This window comes from Enterococcus sp. AAFC-DPL-5146, from assembly GCF_058216635.1.
Genome location: NZ_CM177103.1, coordinates 51,845 through 70,739, shown reverse-complemented (window position 1 = coordinate 70,739; position 18,895 = coordinate 51,845). Strand labels below are relative to the sequence as shown.

Annotated in this window: 16 protein-coding genes and 1 other annotated feature (1 of these 17 only partly in view); of the genes, 6 read left to right on the top strand and 10 right to left on the bottom strand. The window is 36.6% G+C overall.

The window, feature by feature from the left end:
* Nucleotides 1–143: a binding site (T-box leader), on the bottom strand (it extends 58 nt beyond the left edge of the window).
* Between the two features lies 1 nt (nt 144).
* The 7 genes from gltX to AC4BB2_RS00275 all read right to left on the bottom strand — a co-directional run bounded on the left by gltX (nt 145) and on the right by AC4BB2_RS00275 (nt 7,490).
* Nucleotides 145–1,602: a glutamate--tRNA ligase gene (gltX, locus tag AC4BB2_RS00305; protein ID WP_490473480.1), complete on the bottom strand. Its 1,458-nt coding sequence runs from the start codon at nt 1,600–1,602 to the stop codon at nt 145–147.
* A gap of 15 nt (nt 1,603–1,617) precedes the next feature.
* The gene (gene ispF, locus AC4BB2_RS00300) at nt 1,618–2,091 is read right to left on the bottom strand and encodes a 2-C-methyl-D-erythritol 2,4-cyclodiphosphate synthase (protein ID WP_490473479.1); all 474 of its coding nucleotides are present in this window, start codon (nt 2,089–2,091) and stop codon (nt 1,618–1,620) included.
* A gap of 10 nt (nt 2,092–2,101) precedes the next feature.
* The gene (gene ispD, locus AC4BB2_RS00295) at nt 2,102–2,854 is read right to left on the bottom strand and encodes a 2-C-methyl-D-erythritol 4-phosphate cytidylyltransferase (RefSeq protein WP_490473478.1); all 753 of its coding nucleotides are present in this window, start codon (nt 2,852–2,854) and stop codon (nt 2,102–2,104) included.
* Nucleotides 2,814–3,956 (bottom strand): PIN/TRAM domain-containing protein, encoded by a 1,143-nt coding sequence (locus tag AC4BB2_RS00290; RefSeq protein ID WP_490473477.1) that lies wholly within the window; start codon nt 3,954–3,956, stop codon nt 2,814–2,816. The genes ispD and AC4BB2_RS00290 overlap by 41 nt, the downstream gene beginning before the upstream one ends.
* 86 nt (nt 3,957–4,042) lie before the next feature.
* Nucleotides 4,043–5,413, bottom strand: coding sequence for a DNA repair protein RadA (gene radA, locus AC4BB2_RS00285; RefSeq protein ID WP_490473476.1), 1,371 nt, complete (start codon nt 5,411–5,413; stop codon nt 4,043–4,045).
* Between the two features lie 100 nt (nt 5,414–5,513).
* Complete coding sequence (locus tag AC4BB2_RS00280; protein WP_490473475.1) at nt 5,514–5,993, bottom strand: dCTP deaminase/dUTPase family protein; 480 nt, start codon at nt 5,991–5,993, stop codon at nt 5,514–5,516.
* Between the two features lie 111 nt (nt 5,994–6,104).
* Nucleotides 6,105–7,490 carry a hypothetical protein gene (locus AC4BB2_RS00275; RefSeq protein ID WP_490473474.1) on the bottom strand — a complete coding sequence of 462 codons (1,386 nt, stop codon included), beginning with the start codon at nt 7,488–7,490 and terminating at the stop codon, nt 6,105–6,107.
* Nucleotides 7,491–7,856: 366 nt separating this feature from the next.
* Here AC4BB2_RS00275 and serC point away from each other — a divergent pair, with 366 nt between their 5' ends.
* The 5 genes from serC (at nt 7,857) to AC4BB2_RS00250 (ending at nt 13,694) form a co-directional block, all read left to right on the top strand.
* Nucleotides 7,857–8,948 (top strand): 3-phosphoserine/phosphohydroxythreonine transaminase, encoded by a 1,092-nt coding sequence (gene serC / locus AC4BB2_RS00270; protein WP_490473473.1) that lies wholly within the window; start codon nt 7,857–7,859, stop codon nt 8,946–8,948.
* Nucleotides 8,949–10,136, top strand: a complete 1,188-nt coding sequence (locus AC4BB2_RS00265) for a phosphoglycerate dehydrogenase (RefSeq protein ID WP_490473472.1) — start codon at nt 8,949–8,951, stop codon at nt 10,134–10,136.
* Nucleotides 10,136–11,374 carry a DUF1015 domain-containing protein gene (locus AC4BB2_RS00260; protein WP_490473471.1) on the top strand — a complete coding sequence of 413 codons (1,239 nt, stop codon included), beginning with the start codon at nt 10,136–10,138 and terminating at the stop codon, nt 11,372–11,374. Before AC4BB2_RS00265 ends, AC4BB2_RS00260 begins: the two co-directional genes overlap by 1 nt.
* Before the next feature lie 263 nt (nt 11,375–11,637).
* Complete coding sequence (proB, locus tag AC4BB2_RS00255) at nt 11,638–12,432, top strand: glutamate 5-kinase (RefSeq protein WP_490473470.1); 795 nt, start codon at nt 11,638–11,640, stop codon at nt 12,430–12,432.
* A 14-nt stretch (nt 12,433–12,446) separates the two neighbouring features.
* Nucleotides 12,447–13,694: a glutamate-5-semialdehyde dehydrogenase gene (locus AC4BB2_RS00250; protein ID WP_490473469.1), complete on the top strand. Its 1,248-nt coding sequence runs from the start codon at nt 12,447–12,449 to the stop codon at nt 13,692–13,694.
* A gap of 152 nt (nt 13,695–13,846) precedes the next feature.
* Here the strand turns inward: AC4BB2_RS00250 and AC4BB2_RS00245 are convergent, their stop codons facing one another.
* The 3 genes from AC4BB2_RS00245 to AC4BB2_RS00235 form a co-directional block, all read right to left on the bottom strand.
* On the bottom strand, nt 13,847–14,191 hold the full coding sequence (locus AC4BB2_RS00245) for a ribonuclease G (protein WP_490473468.1): 345 nt from the start codon (nt 14,189–14,191) through the stop codon (nt 13,847–13,849).
* 395 nt (nt 14,192–14,586) lie between these two features.
* Entirely contained in the window at nt 14,587–14,769 is a 183-nt protein-coding gene (locus tag AC4BB2_RS00240; protein ID WP_490473467.1) for a hypothetical protein, read from the bottom strand.
* Between the two features lie 28 nt (nt 14,770–14,797).
* Nucleotides 14,798–15,829 carry a choloylglycine hydrolase family protein gene (locus AC4BB2_RS00235; RefSeq protein ID WP_490473466.1) on the bottom strand — a complete coding sequence of 344 codons (1,032 nt, stop codon included), beginning with the start codon at nt 15,827–15,829 and terminating at the stop codon, nt 14,798–14,800.
* Nucleotides 15,830–16,177: 348 nt separating this feature from the next.
* Here AC4BB2_RS00235 and AC4BB2_RS00230 point away from each other — a divergent pair, with 348 nt between their 5' ends.
* Nucleotides 16,178–18,814 (top strand): YfhO family protein, encoded by a 2,637-nt coding sequence (locus AC4BB2_RS00230; protein WP_490473465.1) that lies wholly within the window; start codon nt 16,178–16,180, stop codon nt 18,812–18,814.
* Nucleotides 18,815–18,895: the final 81 nt, after the last annotated feature.

Here is an 18,895-nt window from a genome sequence, read left to right as displayed (position 1 = left end):
GATAACGGTTGTTGGCCGTTTTCAGCTACCTATCGCCGAAACTATTCAAAGATGCATTTCAAAAAGTTCTGACAACTGTTTTCACCACCCACAGTCTCTCTTTAGACAAATACTTTTTTACTTCTTCTTCTCTACATATTTTTATTATAAAACGTTATTTAAATGATCTAACGCTTTTTCTTTTCCTAAAAGTTCGATGGTATCGCCTAATTCAGGTCCATGCATTTGTCCTGAAACAGCCACACGAATCGGCATAAATAGGTTCTTCCCTTTAACACCAGTTTCTTGTTGCACTGCTTTGATCCCTGCTTTAATACTTGGCACATCAACAACATCCATTGCTTCTAATTGCGCTTTAAAGGCAGCTAATACAGTTGGGACCGTTTCGCCAGCTAATACTTCTTTCGCTGCATCATCTAGGACAGGATGTTCATTGAAGAACAATTCAGATACATCAACGATTTCTGCGGCATAACTCATTTGAGGTTGGTATAAGCTGACAACTTTTTTCAGCCATTCCAATTTTTCTCCACTAGGTTGAGCTTCAACTTTACCTTCTGCTACTAAATATGGCAGACACATATCTGTTAAGACATCTAGGTCTAATTGTTTCATGTATTGGTTGTTGACCCACTCTAGTTTTTTGCCATCAAACGCTGCTGGTGACTTACTTAAACGTTCTGGATCAAAAATCTTGATTAGTTCTTCTTGTGAGAAGATTTCTTCTTCTCCCACTGGTGACCAGCCTAATAACGCAGTGAAATTGAACATCGCTTCTGGTAAATAACCAAGCTCACGGTATTGTTCAATAAATTGTAAAATTGATTCATCACGTTTACTTAATTTTTTACCTGTTTCAGAGTTGATGATTAACGTCATATGTCCGAATTCTGGTGCTTTCCAACCAAATGCTTCATAAATCATTAATTGTTTTGGTGTATTAGCAATATGATCATCGCCTCGTAATACGTGAGTGATTTTCATCATGTGGTCATCTACTGCTACCGCAAAATTATAGGTCGGCATGCCGTCACGTTTTTGAATAACAAAGTCGCCGCCAATATTGTCTGATTCAAAAACAATTTCACCTTTAACAATATCTTCAAATGTATAAGACGTATTTCTTGGCACACGGAAACGAATCACGGGCTCAAGTCCTTGTGCTTCTTTTTCCGCTTGTTCAGAAGGCGTCAATTCTGCACATTTTCCAGAATAATGAGGCATTTCACCACGGGCACGTTGCGCCTCTCTTTCCGCTTCTAATTCTTCTTCTGTACAATAACATTTATAAGCACGGTTGCTTACCAATAATTGATCGATCAATGGTTGGTAAATTTCGCCGCGTTCTGATTGACGGTAAGGTCCATATTCTCCTGGTTTTTCAGGAGATTCATCCCAGTCCATACCTAACCATGCTAAGTTTTCTAGCTGGCTCTTTTCACCATCTTCAATATTTCTTTTTTGGTCCGTATCTTCAATACGAATAATAAATTCACCATCGTTGTGGCGAGCAAATAAGTAATTGAATAAGGCTGTTCTTGCATTTCCAATATGCAAGTGTCCAGTTGGACTTGGTGCATAACGTACACGTACTTTTGTCATTGTGCATTCCTCTTTCTATTTATCAAGTAAAGCGACCGCAATCGCTCCCATACCTTCTTCTTGACCAATGAAGCCCATTTTTTCCATCGTCGTTGCTTTCAAATTAATTTGGTTCATCTCAATTTGGCACGCTTTAGCGATGTTTTCTTTCATTTGTTCTAAATAGGGTTTCATTTTTGGTTGCTCTGCTAGAATTGTACAATCAATATTGCCAATAGTAAAGCCGTCAGCTAAAACTTTTTGATTTGCAGCTTGTAATAATTTGATTGAATCCGCATCTTTAAATGCTGGATCTGTATCTGGAAACAAATGACCGATATCTCCTAGTCCAGCAGCTCCTAAAATTGCGTCAGTGATTGCATGAAGCAATACATCTGCATCAGAATGTCCCAACAAGCCTTTTTCAAAGGGAAGTTCCACACCGCCGATAATCAGTTTTCGCCCTTGTACTAATTGATGAACATCAAATCCTTGTCCAATTCGTATCATATTTCTTCACCTAACTTCTTTTTCGTTTCACGATTGCTTCGCCAATCAGCATATCTTCTGGTGTCGTTAGTTTGATATTTTCATAACTTCCTAACACCATGGAAACAGGTAAATTGCTGAATTTTTCAATGAGGGAAGCATCGTCTGTTCCTAAATAATCTTCTTGCTGCGCCAATGCATGAACGGCTAACAAATCTTCCCCATAAAAAACTTGAGGCGTTTGGATTTGCCACAATGTTTCACGTGGAACCGTTTCTTGAACGATTCCGTCAACTACACGTTTGATAGTGTCTTTGACTGGAACACCTAAAATAGCTGCTCTGGTTTCTTGTACTTTACGATGCAATAATTTCAATTGTGCTAAAGTGACAAACGGCCTTGCTCCATCATGTACCATCACAATATTTTCCGGATTCAATAAAGCCTTCAATCCGTTATATACACTATATTGCCGCTCGGACCCACCAGAAACAATCGTTACAGGACACTGTTTCTTTTTGGTTTCTTTCTGGACCATCGTAGTTAGTAAATCTTGTTCATCTTCTTGTGTGACCAAGATGATGTGCTGGCAAGCAGGATCATTCAAAAATGTATTTAACGAATAGGAAATGACTGGTTTACCAATCAGATGCAGTAAAATTTTATTACGGCTAGCTCCCATCCTTTTCCCTTGCCCAGCAGCTAACAAGATAACTTCATAATCTAGTGCTTTATTTCTATTGTCAGCTTTTCTCATTGGCTTTATGATCTTCTTTACTATCATCAATCCCGCGTCCAGAGTGCGCAGGTTTAGCAAAAATCATCCGTCCCGCTGCGGTCTGCAAGGCACTAGTAACGACCACTTGAATATGTTCATTCATATAATGCTGACCATCTTCAACTACAACCATCGTGCCGTCATCCAGATAAGCCACACCTTGTTGTCGTTCAGTCCCAGCTTTCACAACCATTACATTCATGGTTTCACCAGGAATTACAACTGGTTTCACGGCATTTGCCAAAGCATTGATATTCAATACAGGAACATTTTGGAATTCAGAGACTTTGTTTAAATTATAATCATTCGTTACAACAACTCCGTCTAATAGTTTAGCTAATTTGATTAATTTGCTATCTACTTCAGAAATATCTTCAAAATCACCATCATACATTTCAACAGAAATACCATCTTCTTTTTGTAATGCATTTAAAATATCCAATCCGCGACGTCCACGTACACGTTTTAAACTATCGCCTGAATCAGCAATATACTGCAACTCATACAATACAAAATTAGGAATCAAAATAACGCCTTCTAAAAATCCAGATTTAGCAATATCGTAGATTCTACCATCGATAATCACACTTGTATCTAAAATTTTATATTTATGAAAATGATCTTCCACTCGACGTTCTAAAACTTCTCCATCGTTTTCAGCTAGAGATTTCTTTTGTCTTGGTGTGAAAATTTTACGCCACTCATCGATCCGAGTCGTTCCCATGCGAAAGCCAAGATAACCAAAAATAATCATGACTAAAATTGGTAATACGCTATTCACAAAAGGAATATTTAAGTTATACATTGGAATAGAGATGATAACACCGATGATCAGGCCAATAATCGCGCCTACACTCCCAAATAAAAGGTAGGTCAAGCTCATCTCATTTAATGTTGCTTCTATTTTTTTTACACCTGAAACAATATACTTTGCTAACCCTAAAGATAAAATAAAGAAAATAAGTGCACCAATCAAACTGTTAGTAAAGTTATTGTTCAGCCATGTATTATCTGCTTGCTTCGCCATATCCCAAGCCATCGGTAACAGTGAGATACCTAGACTTATACCAACGACGATCATCAGCAGTGTGATGACACGTTTTTGCATAGATTCATCCTCCTATAGACTCATACTTGATTTAAAGAATAAAGGTTGAGATCAATCCTAAGCCTTGTATTGATCTCTACCCTTCATCATTTGAAAACTTTTCTTAACGTCTCTCCAATTGTAGCAACACCAATAATTTCAATTCCTTCTGGCGCTGTCCAACCACCTAAATTGTTTTTTGGTACATAAATTTTAGTAAAACCTAGTTTTTGCGCTTCACGTACTCGTTGTTCAATACTATTCACACGGCGAATTTCACCTGTCAAACCAATTTCACCAATAAAACATTCTGTTGGCTTTGTGCCATTTTCCTTATAACTGGAAGCGATACTGACTGCCACTGCCAAATCGATTGCTGGTTCATTGATTTTTACACCACCAGCAGCTTTCAAATAAGCATCTTGATTTTGCAGTAGTAATCCGGCACGCTTTTCTAAAACCGCCATAATCAAGGAAACACGATTAAAATCCAATCCGGTTGTTGTTCGCTTCGCATTTCCAAACATTGTTGGCGTTACTAAAGCTTGGACTTCAACTAAAATCGGTCTTGTGCCTTCCATTGCCACAACAATCGCTGAACCTGTAGCGTCAGCTAGTCGTTCTTCTAAAAATACTTGAGAAGGATTTGCCACTTCTTCTAGCCCATGCTCTCTCATTTCAAAAATCCCGATCTCATTGGTTGAACCAAAACGATTTTTTACCGCTCTTAATATTCTAAAAGTATGATGTTTATCTCCTTCAAAATACAACACAGTATCCACCATATGCTCTAACATTCTAGGCCCAGCAATTGATCCTTCTTTTGTCACATGCCCAACAATAAAAATCGCAATGCCATTTGTTTTAGCAATCTTCAATAATTCAGCAGTTGTTTCCCGTACTTGACTGACACTTCCAGCAACACTAGTTACATCTGGTTGAGTCATCGTTTGGATAGAATCGATAATCACATAATCCGGCTCCAATTTTTCAATTGCTCGGGAAATTTCATTCATATCTGTTTCAGCGTACAAATAAAATTCAGTATCAATCGAACTTAATCGCTCTGCCCGCATTTTGATTTGTTCCGCACTTTCTTCTCCAGAAACATAAAGTACTTTGCCGCCGATTTCTGCAAGTTGTTGTGATACTTGTAAAAGCAGCGTTGATTTACCAATCCCAGGATCTCCACCAATTAAAACGAGTGAACCAGGAACCACCCCACCGCCTAACACACGATTCAACTCCACCAACTTAGTCTTCACTCTAGGTTCTTTTTTAGGAACCACTTCAGCTAAACGCTGCGGCTGTGTCTTTTTACCAGTCAAACTAACTCTAGCACGACGATCAGATGTATCTTGAATCACTTCTTCGGTCATGGTGTTCCATTGTCCACAATTCGGACAGCGACCCAGATATTTTGGGGAAATATACCCGCAAGTTTGACATTCAAATTGAACTTTAGCTTTTTTTGCCATATGCTATCCCCTTGTTTTGATGTATTCTTTATTTTACCATACTATAGGTATCTTAGACTAAGACCAGCCTTTTAAAAAGCTGGTTTATAGCACATTTGACTTAGTTTTTACCTGAAGAACCAAAACCGCCTGTGCGCTCGTTTTCAACATTGTCGACATCCGCTAAAAGAAACGGTTTAAAAATTCCTTGTCCAATCCGTTCCCCTTTTTCGATCACCATATCTTCATAACCGAAATTTAAAAACTGAAACATGATATGTCCTTCATTGCCTTCATTATTATAATAATCACTATCGATCACACCCACGCCATTGGCTAGCATTAAGAAGCGTTTCAATGGATTGGATGAACGGCTCACTAATTCTAAATACTCATTTTCAGACATGTACGCTTTAATCCCTGTTTTTACTAAAACTGGCTTTGGCGCAATTCCTTGTGCTTGTAATTGCCAAATGCTTGGAACAACTACTGTTTCTGCTGCTTCAAAATCGTATCCTGCAGCTCCTTTTGTGGCACGTTGTGGAATCGTGATTCCTTGGTCTGAATAATTAGTTATGACTTCAAATCCTCGTTGTTTCATCAAAAATCTCCTCTACTTGTAAACTATTTTTATTTTAACATATTCCATTGGTTCCCAGTTTAGTTTTATACCATCTTTAATATTCTCTTGTACTTTTTTAGTATTTTCACATCATTTTAGGTCATTTTGTTTATATACTTGGTTTTTATTGATCTTTATCACTTCATATAAAATGAAAGAAAAGAATAAAATTAAGCCAACGACACTGATTATATGAACATGCTCAACCAACTGGATTGCTGCTGAATTAACTGTTCGATGAGCAGTTATTTGCAAAACCGTTTTTACTGGTAAATCCGCTTGTTTTGCAAGTAACCATAACACACTCATTAATAATAGCTGATGGGTCACGCTGCCTTTGGTTTGTGTACTGTATTTAGTGATAATTCGCTGATCTTGCGGCAATAGTTCCTCTTGATAATACCTTTGATTCAAAAAATTACCTGTGGCACTGATACATAAGCTTAGTAAAAAAATCCCTATTGGAAAAAGTGGTCGAAACAGCAAAAAGAGTAACGATACAATAAACGCACTAATCTGAACAATTCTAGGATCAACTTCTGGAAATAGACGATACAAACTTTTAATAAACAAAGCCGAACCAACAATTCCTAAAAGATAAGGAAGATACAAGTTCACCGTCAATCGATCTGTTCCTAAACGCAGTGAAACATAGAATGTACCAAAAAGCAGTAGAAAATTCATACACATGCCCACAGCAAATGGCATCAGATTCAACCACAAAGGCAGCTTCCATGTTTTTCTTTGTCTAGTTAAATACCAAGCAACTATCAGAAACAACGCAGAAAATCCTACAATGCCGATATCTAACAGCTGCGGATTAAACAACAATCGAGCTGAACGAATAAACAGTAGCAACACAAAGAAACTCAAGAATAAAAAGAATTCTTTCACAGAAACAACCTGCTGATTCACTTCATTAAAATCAATCTCATAATCTGGATAGTGGGTAACCGTGTGATAAGCCGCTACATATAACAGAACATACTCACCTAAAACAAAAGGAATTCTCCATTCTTTCGTCATTGTCAGCGAAAAGATCACCCCACCTAATATAAGAAAAATAAATAGATATTTTCTACCTGTTAGAGGGGAATATCCTTGCTGTTTTTCATGATAATTAACTGTCGTATTAGCAGCAGGCAACCAAGAAGCACTTATTCCCAATAAAACGGCTGAAAATAAGTACGCAGGAAAATAAATTTGCCCCATCATTCCAACAAGACAGCCTATCCCACCAATCAAAATAGAAATAATCAAAATATTAAAACTCGTTAATGCGAGCTTAAAACTTTTTAATAGAAAAATTCCAGTCATACGAAAGGTGTAAAAAAGAACAAATGGTAATATCCTCTCCATCGTTGTTCCATCATTTAAACTCAAAAATAAAAAATAAGGGATAAAAATAATTGTATTGGATAAAATAAATGGCGCAACTTGCAGACAATTGCGAGCCAATCCTTTTAGTTTAGACATTTTTTGGTCTCCTTTAAAACGGTTTGTTATGTAGGTAGTCTATCATGTTAATGAGAAAAGTGGAATTGTTCTCCAATTGAAAAAGCGTCTATAACATAAATATATGCAATAGACGGCTTTTTTTATTTAAAGTAAGCAATAAAATGAGATTTTCCTCTTAGTTTAGAAGCAACTATTCCTTATACTCTTCACCTAATTAAAAAGATACTTGCCTTCATATTCTCAAAAATGAAAACCACTGTGAAAAAAATTACGAAACTTACTTTTAATCTTTTTTTAATCTTCTCTTTCTGTTATAATGGTTTTCACATTTACTATACAATAATCCTAGTAGATGAAAGACAATATCAAAGGAGAGATAGATGTATGAAAACTGTTTACAATTTTTCAGCTGGTCCCGCCGTTTTACCTAAAAGTGTATTGGAAAAAGCACAATCCCAATTGGTGAATTACGAGAACAGCGGTATGTCCGTGATGGAGTTGAGTCATCGTTCCTCCCTTTTTGAAGCGATTATTGAAAATGCCGAAACCTTACTCAGAGAATTAATGAATATTCCTGATAACTATAAAGTCCTCTTTTTACAAGGAGGCGCTAGCATGCAATTTACTATGATTCCTTTGAATTTAGCACAACATAAAAAAGCCTTGTACGTTAACACTGGCTCATGGGCAAAAAAAGCGATTAGTGAAGCGAAAAAAATCGATACGGTCGATGTTCAAGTCATTGCTTCCAGCGAAGATAAGAATTTTACTTATATTCCCGATATTCGTAAAGAAGACATCCCACAAGATGCAGCCTATGTGCATATTACCACCAACAATACGATCGAAGGGACAACAATTTATAAGCTACCAGATACAGGCGATGTACCAATCGTGGCTGACATGTCTTCCAATATCTTATCCATCAACTACAATGTCGCTGATTTTGGTTTGATTTATGCTGGTGCCCAAAAGAATATTGGGCCTGCTGGTTTGACCGTTGTTATTGTTCGTGATGATTTAATCGGTCAAGTAGACGTTCTTAGCTCTATGCTGGATTACAATATCCATGCGAAAAACGGCTCCATGTACAACACACCGCCGACCTACAGCATTTATATGGCTAAACTTGTCTTTGAATGGATCAAAGAACAAGGCGGCGTCAGTCAAATGGAAAAACAAAATAAAGAAAAAGCAGCGATTTTATATGATGAAATCGAATCATCTGCTCTATTTTCTTCACCTGTCAATCCAAAAGACCGTTCTATCAACAATATCCCTTTCATTACTGGAAACGATGAACTAGACAAGAAATTTAATCAAGAAGCTTTAGCAGCAGGATTTGAAAATTTAAAAGGACATCGCTCTGTCGGTGGCATGCGTGCTAGTTTATACAATGCCTTTCCAAAAGATGGCGTTCACGCTCTAGTCAACTTAATGAAAAAATTTGAAGCTGAAAATGGAGGAATAAACTAGATGTACGATATTAAAACATTCAACGCAATCGCCCCTGTTGGTTTAGCTCGTTTTAATGAAGAAAATTTTACCATCAATCAAACACAAACACCTGCCGGTATCATCTTACGTAGTGAAAAACTTCATGATTATGATTTTCCTGCTTCTGTTTTAGCTGTGGCTCGTGCAGGAGCCGGAACAAATAATGTTCCTGTCAAACAATGCACCGAAGATGGAATCGTTGTTTTTAATACACCAGGTGCCAACGCCAACGCTGTAAAAGAACTTGTGATTGCTTGCTTACTTTTATCTGTTCGCCCTATTCTAAAAGGCTCAAACTGGGTTCAGACACTAACAGGAACAGACGCAGAAGAACAAGCTGAAGCACAGAAAAAACAATTTGCCGGTACTGAATTAGAAGGAAAAAAATTAGGAGTAATCGGCCTAGGTGCGATCGGTGCCATGGTTGCTAATGATGCCTATCGTTTAGGTATGGAAGTCACTGGGTTTGATCCTTTTGTTTCTGTCGACACTGCTTGGAGCATTTCACGTCGTGTTAAACGAGCACAAAGTATGGAAGAAGTCTTGAAAACGTGTGATTTTATCACCGTTCACGTTCCTCTATCTGAAAATACCCATCATTTGATTGGTAAAGAACAGTTAGCTAAAATGAAAAAAAATGCTGTCCTATTAAACTTTGCTCGTGGTGAATTAGTTGAAACTGCCGCCGTCATTGAAGCAATCGCACAAGGTGAAATCAGCAATTTTGTCACTGATTTTGCTGACGAACGACTATTACACAACGAAAAAATCTTAGTTCTTCCTCATTTAGGCGCATCAACAGAGGAAGCTGAAATTAATTGTGCAAAAATGGCTGCACGCACGCTGAAAAAATTTCTGGAAACAGGTAATATCAAACGTTCTGTCAATTTTCCAACAGTGGAAATGGCCTTCAATTCGCCATTCCGTTTCACCATTGTCCATAGAAATGTTCCCAATATGTTAGGACAAATCTCAACAGGCATCGCAAACTTAGATATCAATATTGATACTATGATTAACCGCAGCCGTGATGATTATGCCTACACAATCGTTGATATTTCTGAAACAGACGAAGCAAAAATCAATGCAGCTGCACAAAAAATTCAAGCAGCCGACAATATCATCCGTGTACGGACGATCAAAAACACTGAGGCGGTGAGTTATTAATGGTTACAATCCATCCATTTAAAGGCATTCGACCAAATGCTGAATTTAGTGAAAAAATTGCGACATTACCTTACGATGTACTCAATTCCCAAGAAGCACGAGAGCTTGGCGAAAATAATCCCTATTCTTACCTGCATATTGATAAAGCAGAAATCGATTTACCTGAAAACCTTTCGCCTTATGACGATCAAGTTTACGAAAAAGCTGCTAGTAATTTACAAGCATTTTTACAAAAACAATGGCTAATCCAAGACTCTCAACCACTCTTATACCTTTACGAATTAACGATGATGGGTCGAGCACAGACAGGTCTTGTAAGCTGTACATCAATTACTGATTACACAGAAGGTAAAATCAAAAAGCATGAATTTACCCGCCCAGAAAAAGAAGTCGACCGCATTCGGCATATTGAAGCTTGTGATGCCAATACTAGCCCGATTTTTCTGACTTATCGTAGAAATGAGCAGATCCAAACATTGATGGACGAATGGAAACACACACACGATCCAGCCTATGATTTCACTAGTTTCCATGAAGTTACACATCGTGTTTGGCTCATAGATAAACCAGAAATCATTGAACAACTAGTCGCGACTTTCGCTCAAGATGTACCAGCTTTATATATTGCAGACGGTCATCACCGGACAGAATCTGCTGTAAAAGTTGGGCAAAAGAAAAAAACAATCCAAACAAATGCAACTGATTCAGCAGAGTTCAACTACTTTTTATCTGTGATTTTTCCTAAAGAAGAATTGGAAATTCTAGATTATAATCGCGTCTTGAATGTACCGATTGAGAGTGATTTCTTTGAACGTTTAGCAACAAACTTCACTGTGGAAAAAACAGCCACAGGTAAACCAACTGAAGCAAAAACCTTTGGGATGTATTTAGACGGGCAGTGGTTTACTTTGACTGCTAAAGAAACGATTTTTTCTACTGATCCAGTGGATGGATTAGATGTTTCTTTGCTTCAAAATCATGTGTTTGCTGATATTTTTGATATTCAAGATGTCCGTACAGATAAACGCATCGATTTTGTCGGCGGCATTCGCGGGATGAAAGAATTGGAACAATTAGTCGATAGTGGACAATGGTCAGTCGCTTTTTCGGTTTATCCTACAACGATGGATGATCTTCTAAACGTTGCTGATGCAGGTAAAATCATGCCGCCAAAATCAACTTGGTTTGAACCTAAATTATTAAGTGGATTATTCGTGCATGATTTAGAGACAAATTAAGCAGAAAGCTGTAGAATAGAGGAATAAAACTCTAGAGGTTGAGACAAAAGCGCCTAGCTCAGAGAAATAAGAGAGGAATTCATAAAAATTGTTCTTCAAATTTTTGTGAATTCCAGCTTTTTCCCGAAGGCCTTCAATTCTTAAGACTTTAGCTCTTAAAAGTTGATGTGATTGAAGCAATGTGCCGTCTGCTTTTTTCTCACCGTTTATTTGGATTTAGAGTACAAATAAATTGCTAGACAGAAACGAGGTCAACAAGAACCATGCGAAAGCAATTAAAAGAAGCTAAAAGAATCGTCATCAAAGTGGGAACAAGTACATTGATTTATCAAAATGGAAATATCAACTTAAGCGCCATCGATCAATTGGCATTTACCTTGACTGATTTACGCAACCAAGGCAAAGAAATCATCTTAGTTTCTTCTGGTGCGATCGGTGTTGGTTTAAATAAGTTAAGCCTAGATAAACGCCCACCCACTATTCCAGAACAACAAGCAGTTGCAGCAGTTGGACAAGCGGAGCTGATGAATATCTATAACCAACGCTTCTTAACTTACAGTCAGCAAATCGCTCAATTATTATTAACTAGAGACGTGATTGAATTTCCGGAAAGCCGCAAAAATGTGACGAATACCATGGAGCAATTACTGCAAATGGGAATTATTCCTGTCGTCAATGAAAATGACACGGTAGCTATTGACGAATTAGATCACTTAACTAAATTTGGTGATAATGACCAATTATCAGCAATCGTTTCCCAACTGATTCAAGCAGATGCTTTAATCATGTTATCTGATATCGACGGTTTCTTCTCTGATAATCCAAATACAAATAAAGAAGCAACACTTTTCTCTGAAATCAACGAGATCAATGATGAACTTTTACAATTAGCTGGCGGAAAAGGCAGCCGTTTTGGAACTGGTGGTATGTATAGTAAACTAAAAGCGGCCGAACGAGTTCTGGAACATAATGGTGCCATGATTTTAGCAAATGGTCAGAATCCAAAGATTATTTTTGATATTTTAGATGGTGAAATGATTGGTACTTTATTCAATTGAAAGGAGAACGTTTAATGACTGACTTAATTCATTTAGGCAAACAGGCCAAAGAAACAGCCTACCAACTAGGTTTGATGGACACAAAAACAAAAAATGATCTATTGTTACATATGGCGGATGAACTAGAAAAACATACCGCCAAAATTTTAACTGAAAATCAAAAAGATTTAGCTACCGCTGCAGAAAATGGCATCACGGAACCAATGCTAGATCGTTTACGATTAACTGATGAGCGAATCAAAGATATGGCAGATGGTATACGCCAAGTAGCGACTTTACCTGACCCAATCGGCGAAGTTGATAAAATGTGGAAAAATGAAGACGGTCTAACAATCGGCAAACAACGTGTGCCATTGGGTGTGATCGGCATTATTTATGAATCTCGTCCAAATGTAACGACAGATGCAGCAAGTCTATGCTTTAAAACAGGAAACGCCGTGATTTTAAGAGGTGGAAAAGAAGCTTTTCATTCAAATCAAATTTTAGTAAGTATTTTACAACAAGCATTAGAACAAAAAGGCGCTTCTCCTTTTGCTATCCAATTCGTTGATGATACTTCTAGAGAAACCGCTCAAAAGTTGATGAAATTAAACGGCTATCTAGATGTTTTGATTCCTCGAGGTGGTGCCAACTTGATCAAAACAGTCCTAACGACTGCAACCGTACCAGTTATCGAAACAGGAACTGGTAATTGTCACGTATATATCGATAAAGATGCACAATTATCCATGGCGACAAATATCATCGTTAACGCAAAATGCCAACGTCCTTCTGTCTGTAATTCAGCAGAAACATTATTGATCCACCAAGATGTAGCAGCAGAATTTTTACCTGTCATCGAAAAAGCACTGAATGAATACAATGTAGAATTACGTGCAGATGAACGAGCACTAGCGATTTTTAAACAATCAATCCCAGCAACCGAAGAAGACTGGGCAACAGAATTTAATGATTATATTCTAGCTGTTAAAGTTGTCGATTCTTTAGATGAAGCAATTCAGCATATCAATCAGTACAACACCAAACATTCTGAAAGTATCATCAGTGATAATTATTTTGCTACACAACAATTTTTACAACAAGTTGATGCAGCAGCCGTTTACGCCAATGCTTCCACACGATTTACAGATGGTTTTGTTTTTGGTTTTGGTGCAGAAATCGGGATTAGTACGCAAAAATTACACGCTAGAGGTCCGATGGGATTAGAGGAACTGACTTCTACAAAATATATTGTTTATGGTGATGGACAATATCGTAAGTAACATGAAATAAGCAAAGTTTTAATAAAGGTACTTCAAAAAAGCAGGTATACTTTTGATACTAACTATCAAAAGTATACCTGCTTTTTATTAGGAGAATGGACAATAATTCCAAACTCCATTTTTATCTAAAATAAACGAGTAGCGAATAGATATTAATAACTATTATAAGTGCTTAAAATAGAAGTAATGATTGTCGCAAAAATAAAAATATAAAATAGAAAAAGAGCAATGGCTAAAATAAACCAAACTAAACCTGCACGATTCCATGTAGCTTGTACAGCTTTAAATGTTTCTACATCTTTATATTCGCCCTTTTGCCATGCCCATTCATTTCCTTTAAATCCGCAAACAAATACCCATACAAAGTTAAATAAGGGAATTAGACACAATAACGGCAAATATGATTTATTACCGATCCCCCACATAACATTAAACATAAATGCTCCCCAGTTCCAACCTTTTACCTCTGCAGGTACCACCTTTGAAGTTTCTTCCATACCTATCTCTCCTTTCTAAAAGATAATCATACTATATTCTATAACTAAATAAAAGAAAAAAATTGCTCTAGCAAAAGAAAACTTTCCAATGAAAAGCTCGTGATCTAAACCTGTGGAAAACTACTTTAATGACTTGAAGTGATAAGAATAAAAGCCTCCTTAACAGCATATGAACCTAACTGCTTTCTCACTTCTCTTTCTTGATGAGAATTGAAGTTTGTATTTAAACACTATCGAATGTTATAAACATGGTTATCCACATAGTTATCCACAATTGTGCATAACTAAAAAACTGCACTTAACAGAAATTTTTACTCGCAGATCTCAGTATTTTATAGCTCTATTTAACACAATAAAAAAAACTGACACAAGTATGTTGTGCCAGCTTTTAAAACTCACTTTTGACTAGCTTTATACAAGCTTTCCGCCTCAGTTAATAACGGTCGTAAATAACTTTCAACCTTCGGATCTACTTTCATACGCATCATAAATTGACTAGGTGTTTCAGTAATTCCATTCACAAGGCTAGCTTTATATTCATCTACCAAGAACTGACTTTCATCTTTTATTTCCTTCATATCCATAATTTCCCCTACCTTCATTTTCTTAAAATTTACTATTTTTTATTTCATTCAACGTTTCATACTGTGGTGTCTTCACTAAATCATAAATCTTGATCTGATTATCATTCCCTACAGCTTCATCAAAACTGATTGTTTGAATCGTGAAATTGTCATACATCTTAATATACATCTGTCCCGTACTTAAATCATAAATAGATGTATATTGTGTATATTGTCGATCTTGACCCTCGGGTTCATCTAACTTGATTACACCTTTGACAATATCTGATGTAGATAAAATATGAAATGCCTTATTTATAATGTCTTTTTCCCCCACAGGATCACTAAACTTCAATAAATAAGCAGCTCGAACAAAACGTGAAGCTGGTGTATAATCGCCTGGAATACCATGCAAACCCGAACCTTTTCCTGCTGAATGAATATTCGCATTCTGGAACACCGCATCTTGTGCATTTGTATCAGCTAATTCCGTATAATTTTCTAAATTAGTCATATGCCAATCAAATTTAGGGCTATTGGTCATCACACCAATGGGATTTTCATAAACAGCAAACCCTAATTTCATTGAAGGTTCAACCACGATTGTACGACCATCCGTATCAGTAAACATGAAGTGCTGGGGCAATCCTGGTGCTTTTCCATTTACCGAAATATCCGCAATTGCTACGTCCAAAATTTTTTCTTCCACTTCTTTTGTATCTTTACAGTTAGCTAATACCCAAAAAACAAACTGTTCAGCTATCAGCGGTAATTTCTCGGCTTGCTTGATTTCTTCCACAGTCGAATATTGATTAAATTCAGCAAAATATTGCGTGATGCCTCCAAGTCCAAACTGATTAACACCGTCAATTACACTTTGACCAGCTTTATGTTGATCTTCTTTGACTCCTACCCCTAATACTGAATAGATTGTCTGCCATTTTTCAATACCTTCCGTAACTTCAAATCTTTGAGGAATCTGAACGCCAACATAATCAAAATCAATATTGTATTCCTGTGTTCGACCTAAATAATGACTCCCTTCTAATGACTTCAAACTTATTCCTGTACACATACTCATTCCCTCGCTTTCTTAACTATAAAAGTATAACTATATCTTCATCTTCAGTTTACGCTAATTATTTGTGTTCTTCCATAAAAGATACAAAAATAGAGCACTAAGCAACTGTAGAAAAATTCCAATATTTTTTTAATGAAATGTTCTACGATAATACTTGGATTCATTTCGCTGTGTTCTTCTTTTTATTATCTTCTATTTTGACATATTTCTAACTTTTAAAAAAATATTTTATCTATTGATAAAGAAGAATTAAATTTTATATTTTTTCTCTTTCTTGCAATCAATTTTCCGATGGATATGCTAAACTATATATATTCTATTTATTACGTTGTGAGGTTGATTATGAAGAAAAAAATACATACATTTATCAAAGAAAACTGGCCATATATGACCGCCAGCTTTTTCATTCCCTTTTTTGTGATGGTCATTATTTATTTAAGCATTGGAATCTATCCTGGAAGCAGCCGTAGTGTAATGGCCAGCGATTCTTTTTCGCAATTCTCAAACTTTCATGCTAGTTTTAATAATGTACTCCATGGGAAACAGAGCATTTTCTATACTTGGAATGCCTCTCTCGGGCTAAACTATCTTTCACTAATTTCGTATTATCTTGGGGGATTGTTTACACCCCTTGTTCTATTCTTTAAAAATCAAAATATTCCTGATGCGCTTTATTTGATTACCTTGTTGAAAATCGGTTCAGCAGGACTGGCTTTTTGGGTCTTTGCTCGAAATACCTATAAAATGCCAAAATGGGGCCATGTGATGCTTAGTGTGCCTTATGCACTGATGTCATTTGCTACAGCACATTCAGAAATCATCATGTGGTTAGACGCTTTTACTTATTTACCGTTAGTTATTCTAGGTATTCATCGTTTGATGGATCAACGAAAACCTACATTGCTGTTCGTCAGTTACCTACTATTATTTATCTCCAATTTCTATATGGGTTTTATGATCGGAATCTTTTCATTCCTTTATTTTATCGCCCGGATGCTAACAAACTGGAAAGTATATAAAAAACGCATTATTCCGTATGGGATTACCTCTCTTTTAGCAGGTGGGGCATCAATGATTTTGGTACTACCCGCGGTTCTTGATTTACGGGCAAATGGAGAAACCTTGTCTGAAGTCACTCGGTTTAAAACAGAAGCGACAGCTTTTTGGGATATCATCATGAAAAATATGATTGGTGTCTATGATACGACGAAATATGGTTCGATTCCATTTATCTATGTAGGATTGCTTCCGCTTATTTTCTGTGTCTTTTACTTTGTTACAAAAGAAATTCCACGGAAAAACAAACTATTATTCGGCAGTCTATTTATCATTTTGATTGCAAGTTTTTATATCACACCATTAAATCTATTTTGGCATGGTATGCATGCACCAAATATGTTTTTGTTCCGTTATAGTTTCTTATTTTCTTTCTTAGTTGTTCTGTTAGCAGGATATGGATTTGAAAAATTCAAGACAGATGATTTAGGTTTATTAACAGGATCCACCATCATGCTGATTGCTGTTTTTGCTTTAGCTGAAGGAACAAAAAACGCAAAAAGCTATGATTATATACCAATCTCAGCATTTATTTTAACTCTTGTATTTTTATTCTTGTACTTGGCTGGAATTGTGTTTTATCAATTGAAAAAAATACCTATGCACTATCTGATTACATTGCTGATATTATTGGTCTCTGCTGAGGCCTTCATTAACACCAATGCAATGTTGAAAGGGATTTTAACGGATTGGAACTATGCCTCCCGTAGCCTTTATTCTGAGCCTTATCCATCCATCAAAAAGCTAGTGGACAAAACAAAAAAAGAAAATGATACATTTTATCGTCTAGAAAACTTAAACCCAGTTTCTTCTAACGATAGTATCAATTATGGATACAGCGGTGTTAGCTTGTTTTCTTCCATCAGAAATCGTCATTCATCTTCTTACTTAAATGATCTAGGATTCCGATCAAGAGGAACTGGCTTGAATATTCGTTACCCGAATAACACTCTGTTGATGGATTCTCTTGTTGGCATCAAATATAATATTTCTGAAAATGATCCATTGAAATTCGGCTTTTTACCAACAGACAAAGCTGGAAAATTTTCACTATATGAAAACAGCAATTCATTACCTTTAGGCTTTTTAGCAGATAAAGATATCTATAAAGTCAAACAACCAGCCAATGATAACCTAAGCAGCCAAACAGAATTATTCAATGCGCTGTCTGATCAAAAACAAAATTATTTTACATTCTATCAACCAACAATCATTGATAAAAAAAATGTAAAAATCGAACAAAATGCCAACTCAGTGACCTATCGTGAACTACAGAACAACGTGGCAAAAGATATTACTTGGACAGTTGACGTACCTGCCAATACTCAAGCTTATCTTAGCCTGTTCCCAACAGATTTTGGTCAACTGGAAAGTTCTACTGCAACCATGTCAGTAAATGGTACTAGTCAAAAATCTCAAATCAATATCACGGGACAATATTACAATATCGGCTATTATGACAAACCAACGACAGTAACCTTTACTGTTAGTTTTTACGGAACCACAGCGGTCAGCTTTATGGCTCCCAAAGTCGTTGGTTTAGATACAACTGCTTTTGAACAGTCTGTTCAGGCAATCCAAGATAAAGGTGCTGACTTAACGGCTAAAGGACGTAAAGCAGTTGGAACAGTGACGGCTGATAAAGACCAGGTCCTTCTAACAACAATTCCTTATGATAAAGGATGGAAAGCCTATGTGGATGGGAAAAAAGTACCGGTCGAAGCATTCAAAAAAGCATTTGTCAGTATTCCTATAACACAAGGTGAGCATACGATTGAGTTTGTTTATCTGCCGGAAGGCTTTGTACCTGGTGTGATTTTGTTTATTGTTTGTATTGGTGGGTTTGTGGTTTATGTACGATTCACGAATAAGCCAAAACTCGCTTTGGTTAAACCGAAGACTCGTAAACGGAAAAAACGTTGATTACATTGAAGGAGCTAGTAACTAGCTCCTTCATTTTTTATTTTGGCTAAGCTGTTATTGTTTGATTTCAGTGGTTGTGAA

Bases quoted from the DNA above. Each gene is read 5' to 3' on its own strand.
- AC4BB2_RS00280 (WP_490473475.1), bottom strand. From the start codon at position 5,993: ATGAAACAACGAGGATTTGAAGTCATAACTAATTATTCAGACCAAGGA.
- AC4BB2_RS00230 (WP_490473465.1), top strand. From the start codon at position 16,178: ATGAAGAAAAAAATACATACATTTATCAAAGAAAACTGGCCATATATG.
- AC4BB2_RS00235 (WP_490473466.1), bottom strand. From the start codon at position 15,829: ATGTGTACAGGAATAAGTTTGAAGTCATTAGAAGGGAGTCATTATTTA.
- proB (WP_490473470.1), top strand. From the start codon at position 11,638: ATGCGAAAGCAATTAAAAGAAGCTAAAAGAATCGTCATCAAAGTGGGA.
- ispF (WP_490473479.1), bottom strand. From the start codon at position 2,091: ATGATACGAATTGGACAAGGATTTGATGTTCATCAATTAGTACAAGGG.
- AC4BB2_RS00245 (WP_490473468.1), bottom strand. From the start codon at position 14,191: ATGGAAGAAACTTCAAAGGTGGTACCTGCAGAGGTAAAAGGTTGGAAC.
- serC (WP_490473473.1), top strand. From the start codon at position 7,857: ATGAAAACTGTTTACAATTTTTCAGCTGGTCCCGCCGTTTTACCTAAA.
- AC4BB2_RS00265 (WP_490473472.1), top strand. From the start codon at position 8,949: ATGTACGATATTAAAACATTCAACGCAATCGCCCCTGTTGGTTTAGCT.
- radA (WP_490473476.1), bottom strand. From the start codon at position 5,413: ATGGCAAAAAAAGCTAAAGTTCAATTTGAATGTCAAACTTGCGGGTAT.
- AC4BB2_RS00260 (WP_490473471.1), top strand. From the start codon at position 10,136: ATGGTTACAATCCATCCATTTAAAGGCATTCGACCAAATGCTGAATTT.
- gltX (WP_490473480.1), bottom strand. From the start codon at position 1,602: ATGACAAAAGTACGTGTACGTTATGCACCAAGTCCAACTGGACACTTG.
- AC4BB2_RS00290 (WP_490473477.1), bottom strand. From the start codon at position 3,956: ATGCAAAAACGTGTCATCACACTGCTGATGATCGTCGTTGGTATAAGT.
- ispD (WP_490473478.1), bottom strand. From the start codon at position 2,854: ATGATAGTAAAGAAGATCATAAAGCCAATGAGAAAAGCTGACAATAGA.
- AC4BB2_RS00240 (WP_490473467.1), bottom strand. From the start codon at position 14,769: ATGAAGGAAATAAAAGATGAAAGTCAGTTCTTGGTAGATGAATATAAA.
- AC4BB2_RS00250 (WP_490473469.1), top strand. From the start codon at position 12,447: ATGACTGACTTAATTCATTTAGGCAAACAGGCCAAAGAAACAGCCTAC.
- AC4BB2_RS00275 (WP_490473474.1), bottom strand. From the start codon at position 7,490: ATGTCTAAACTAAAAGGATTGGCTCGCAATTGTCTGCAAGTTGCGCCA.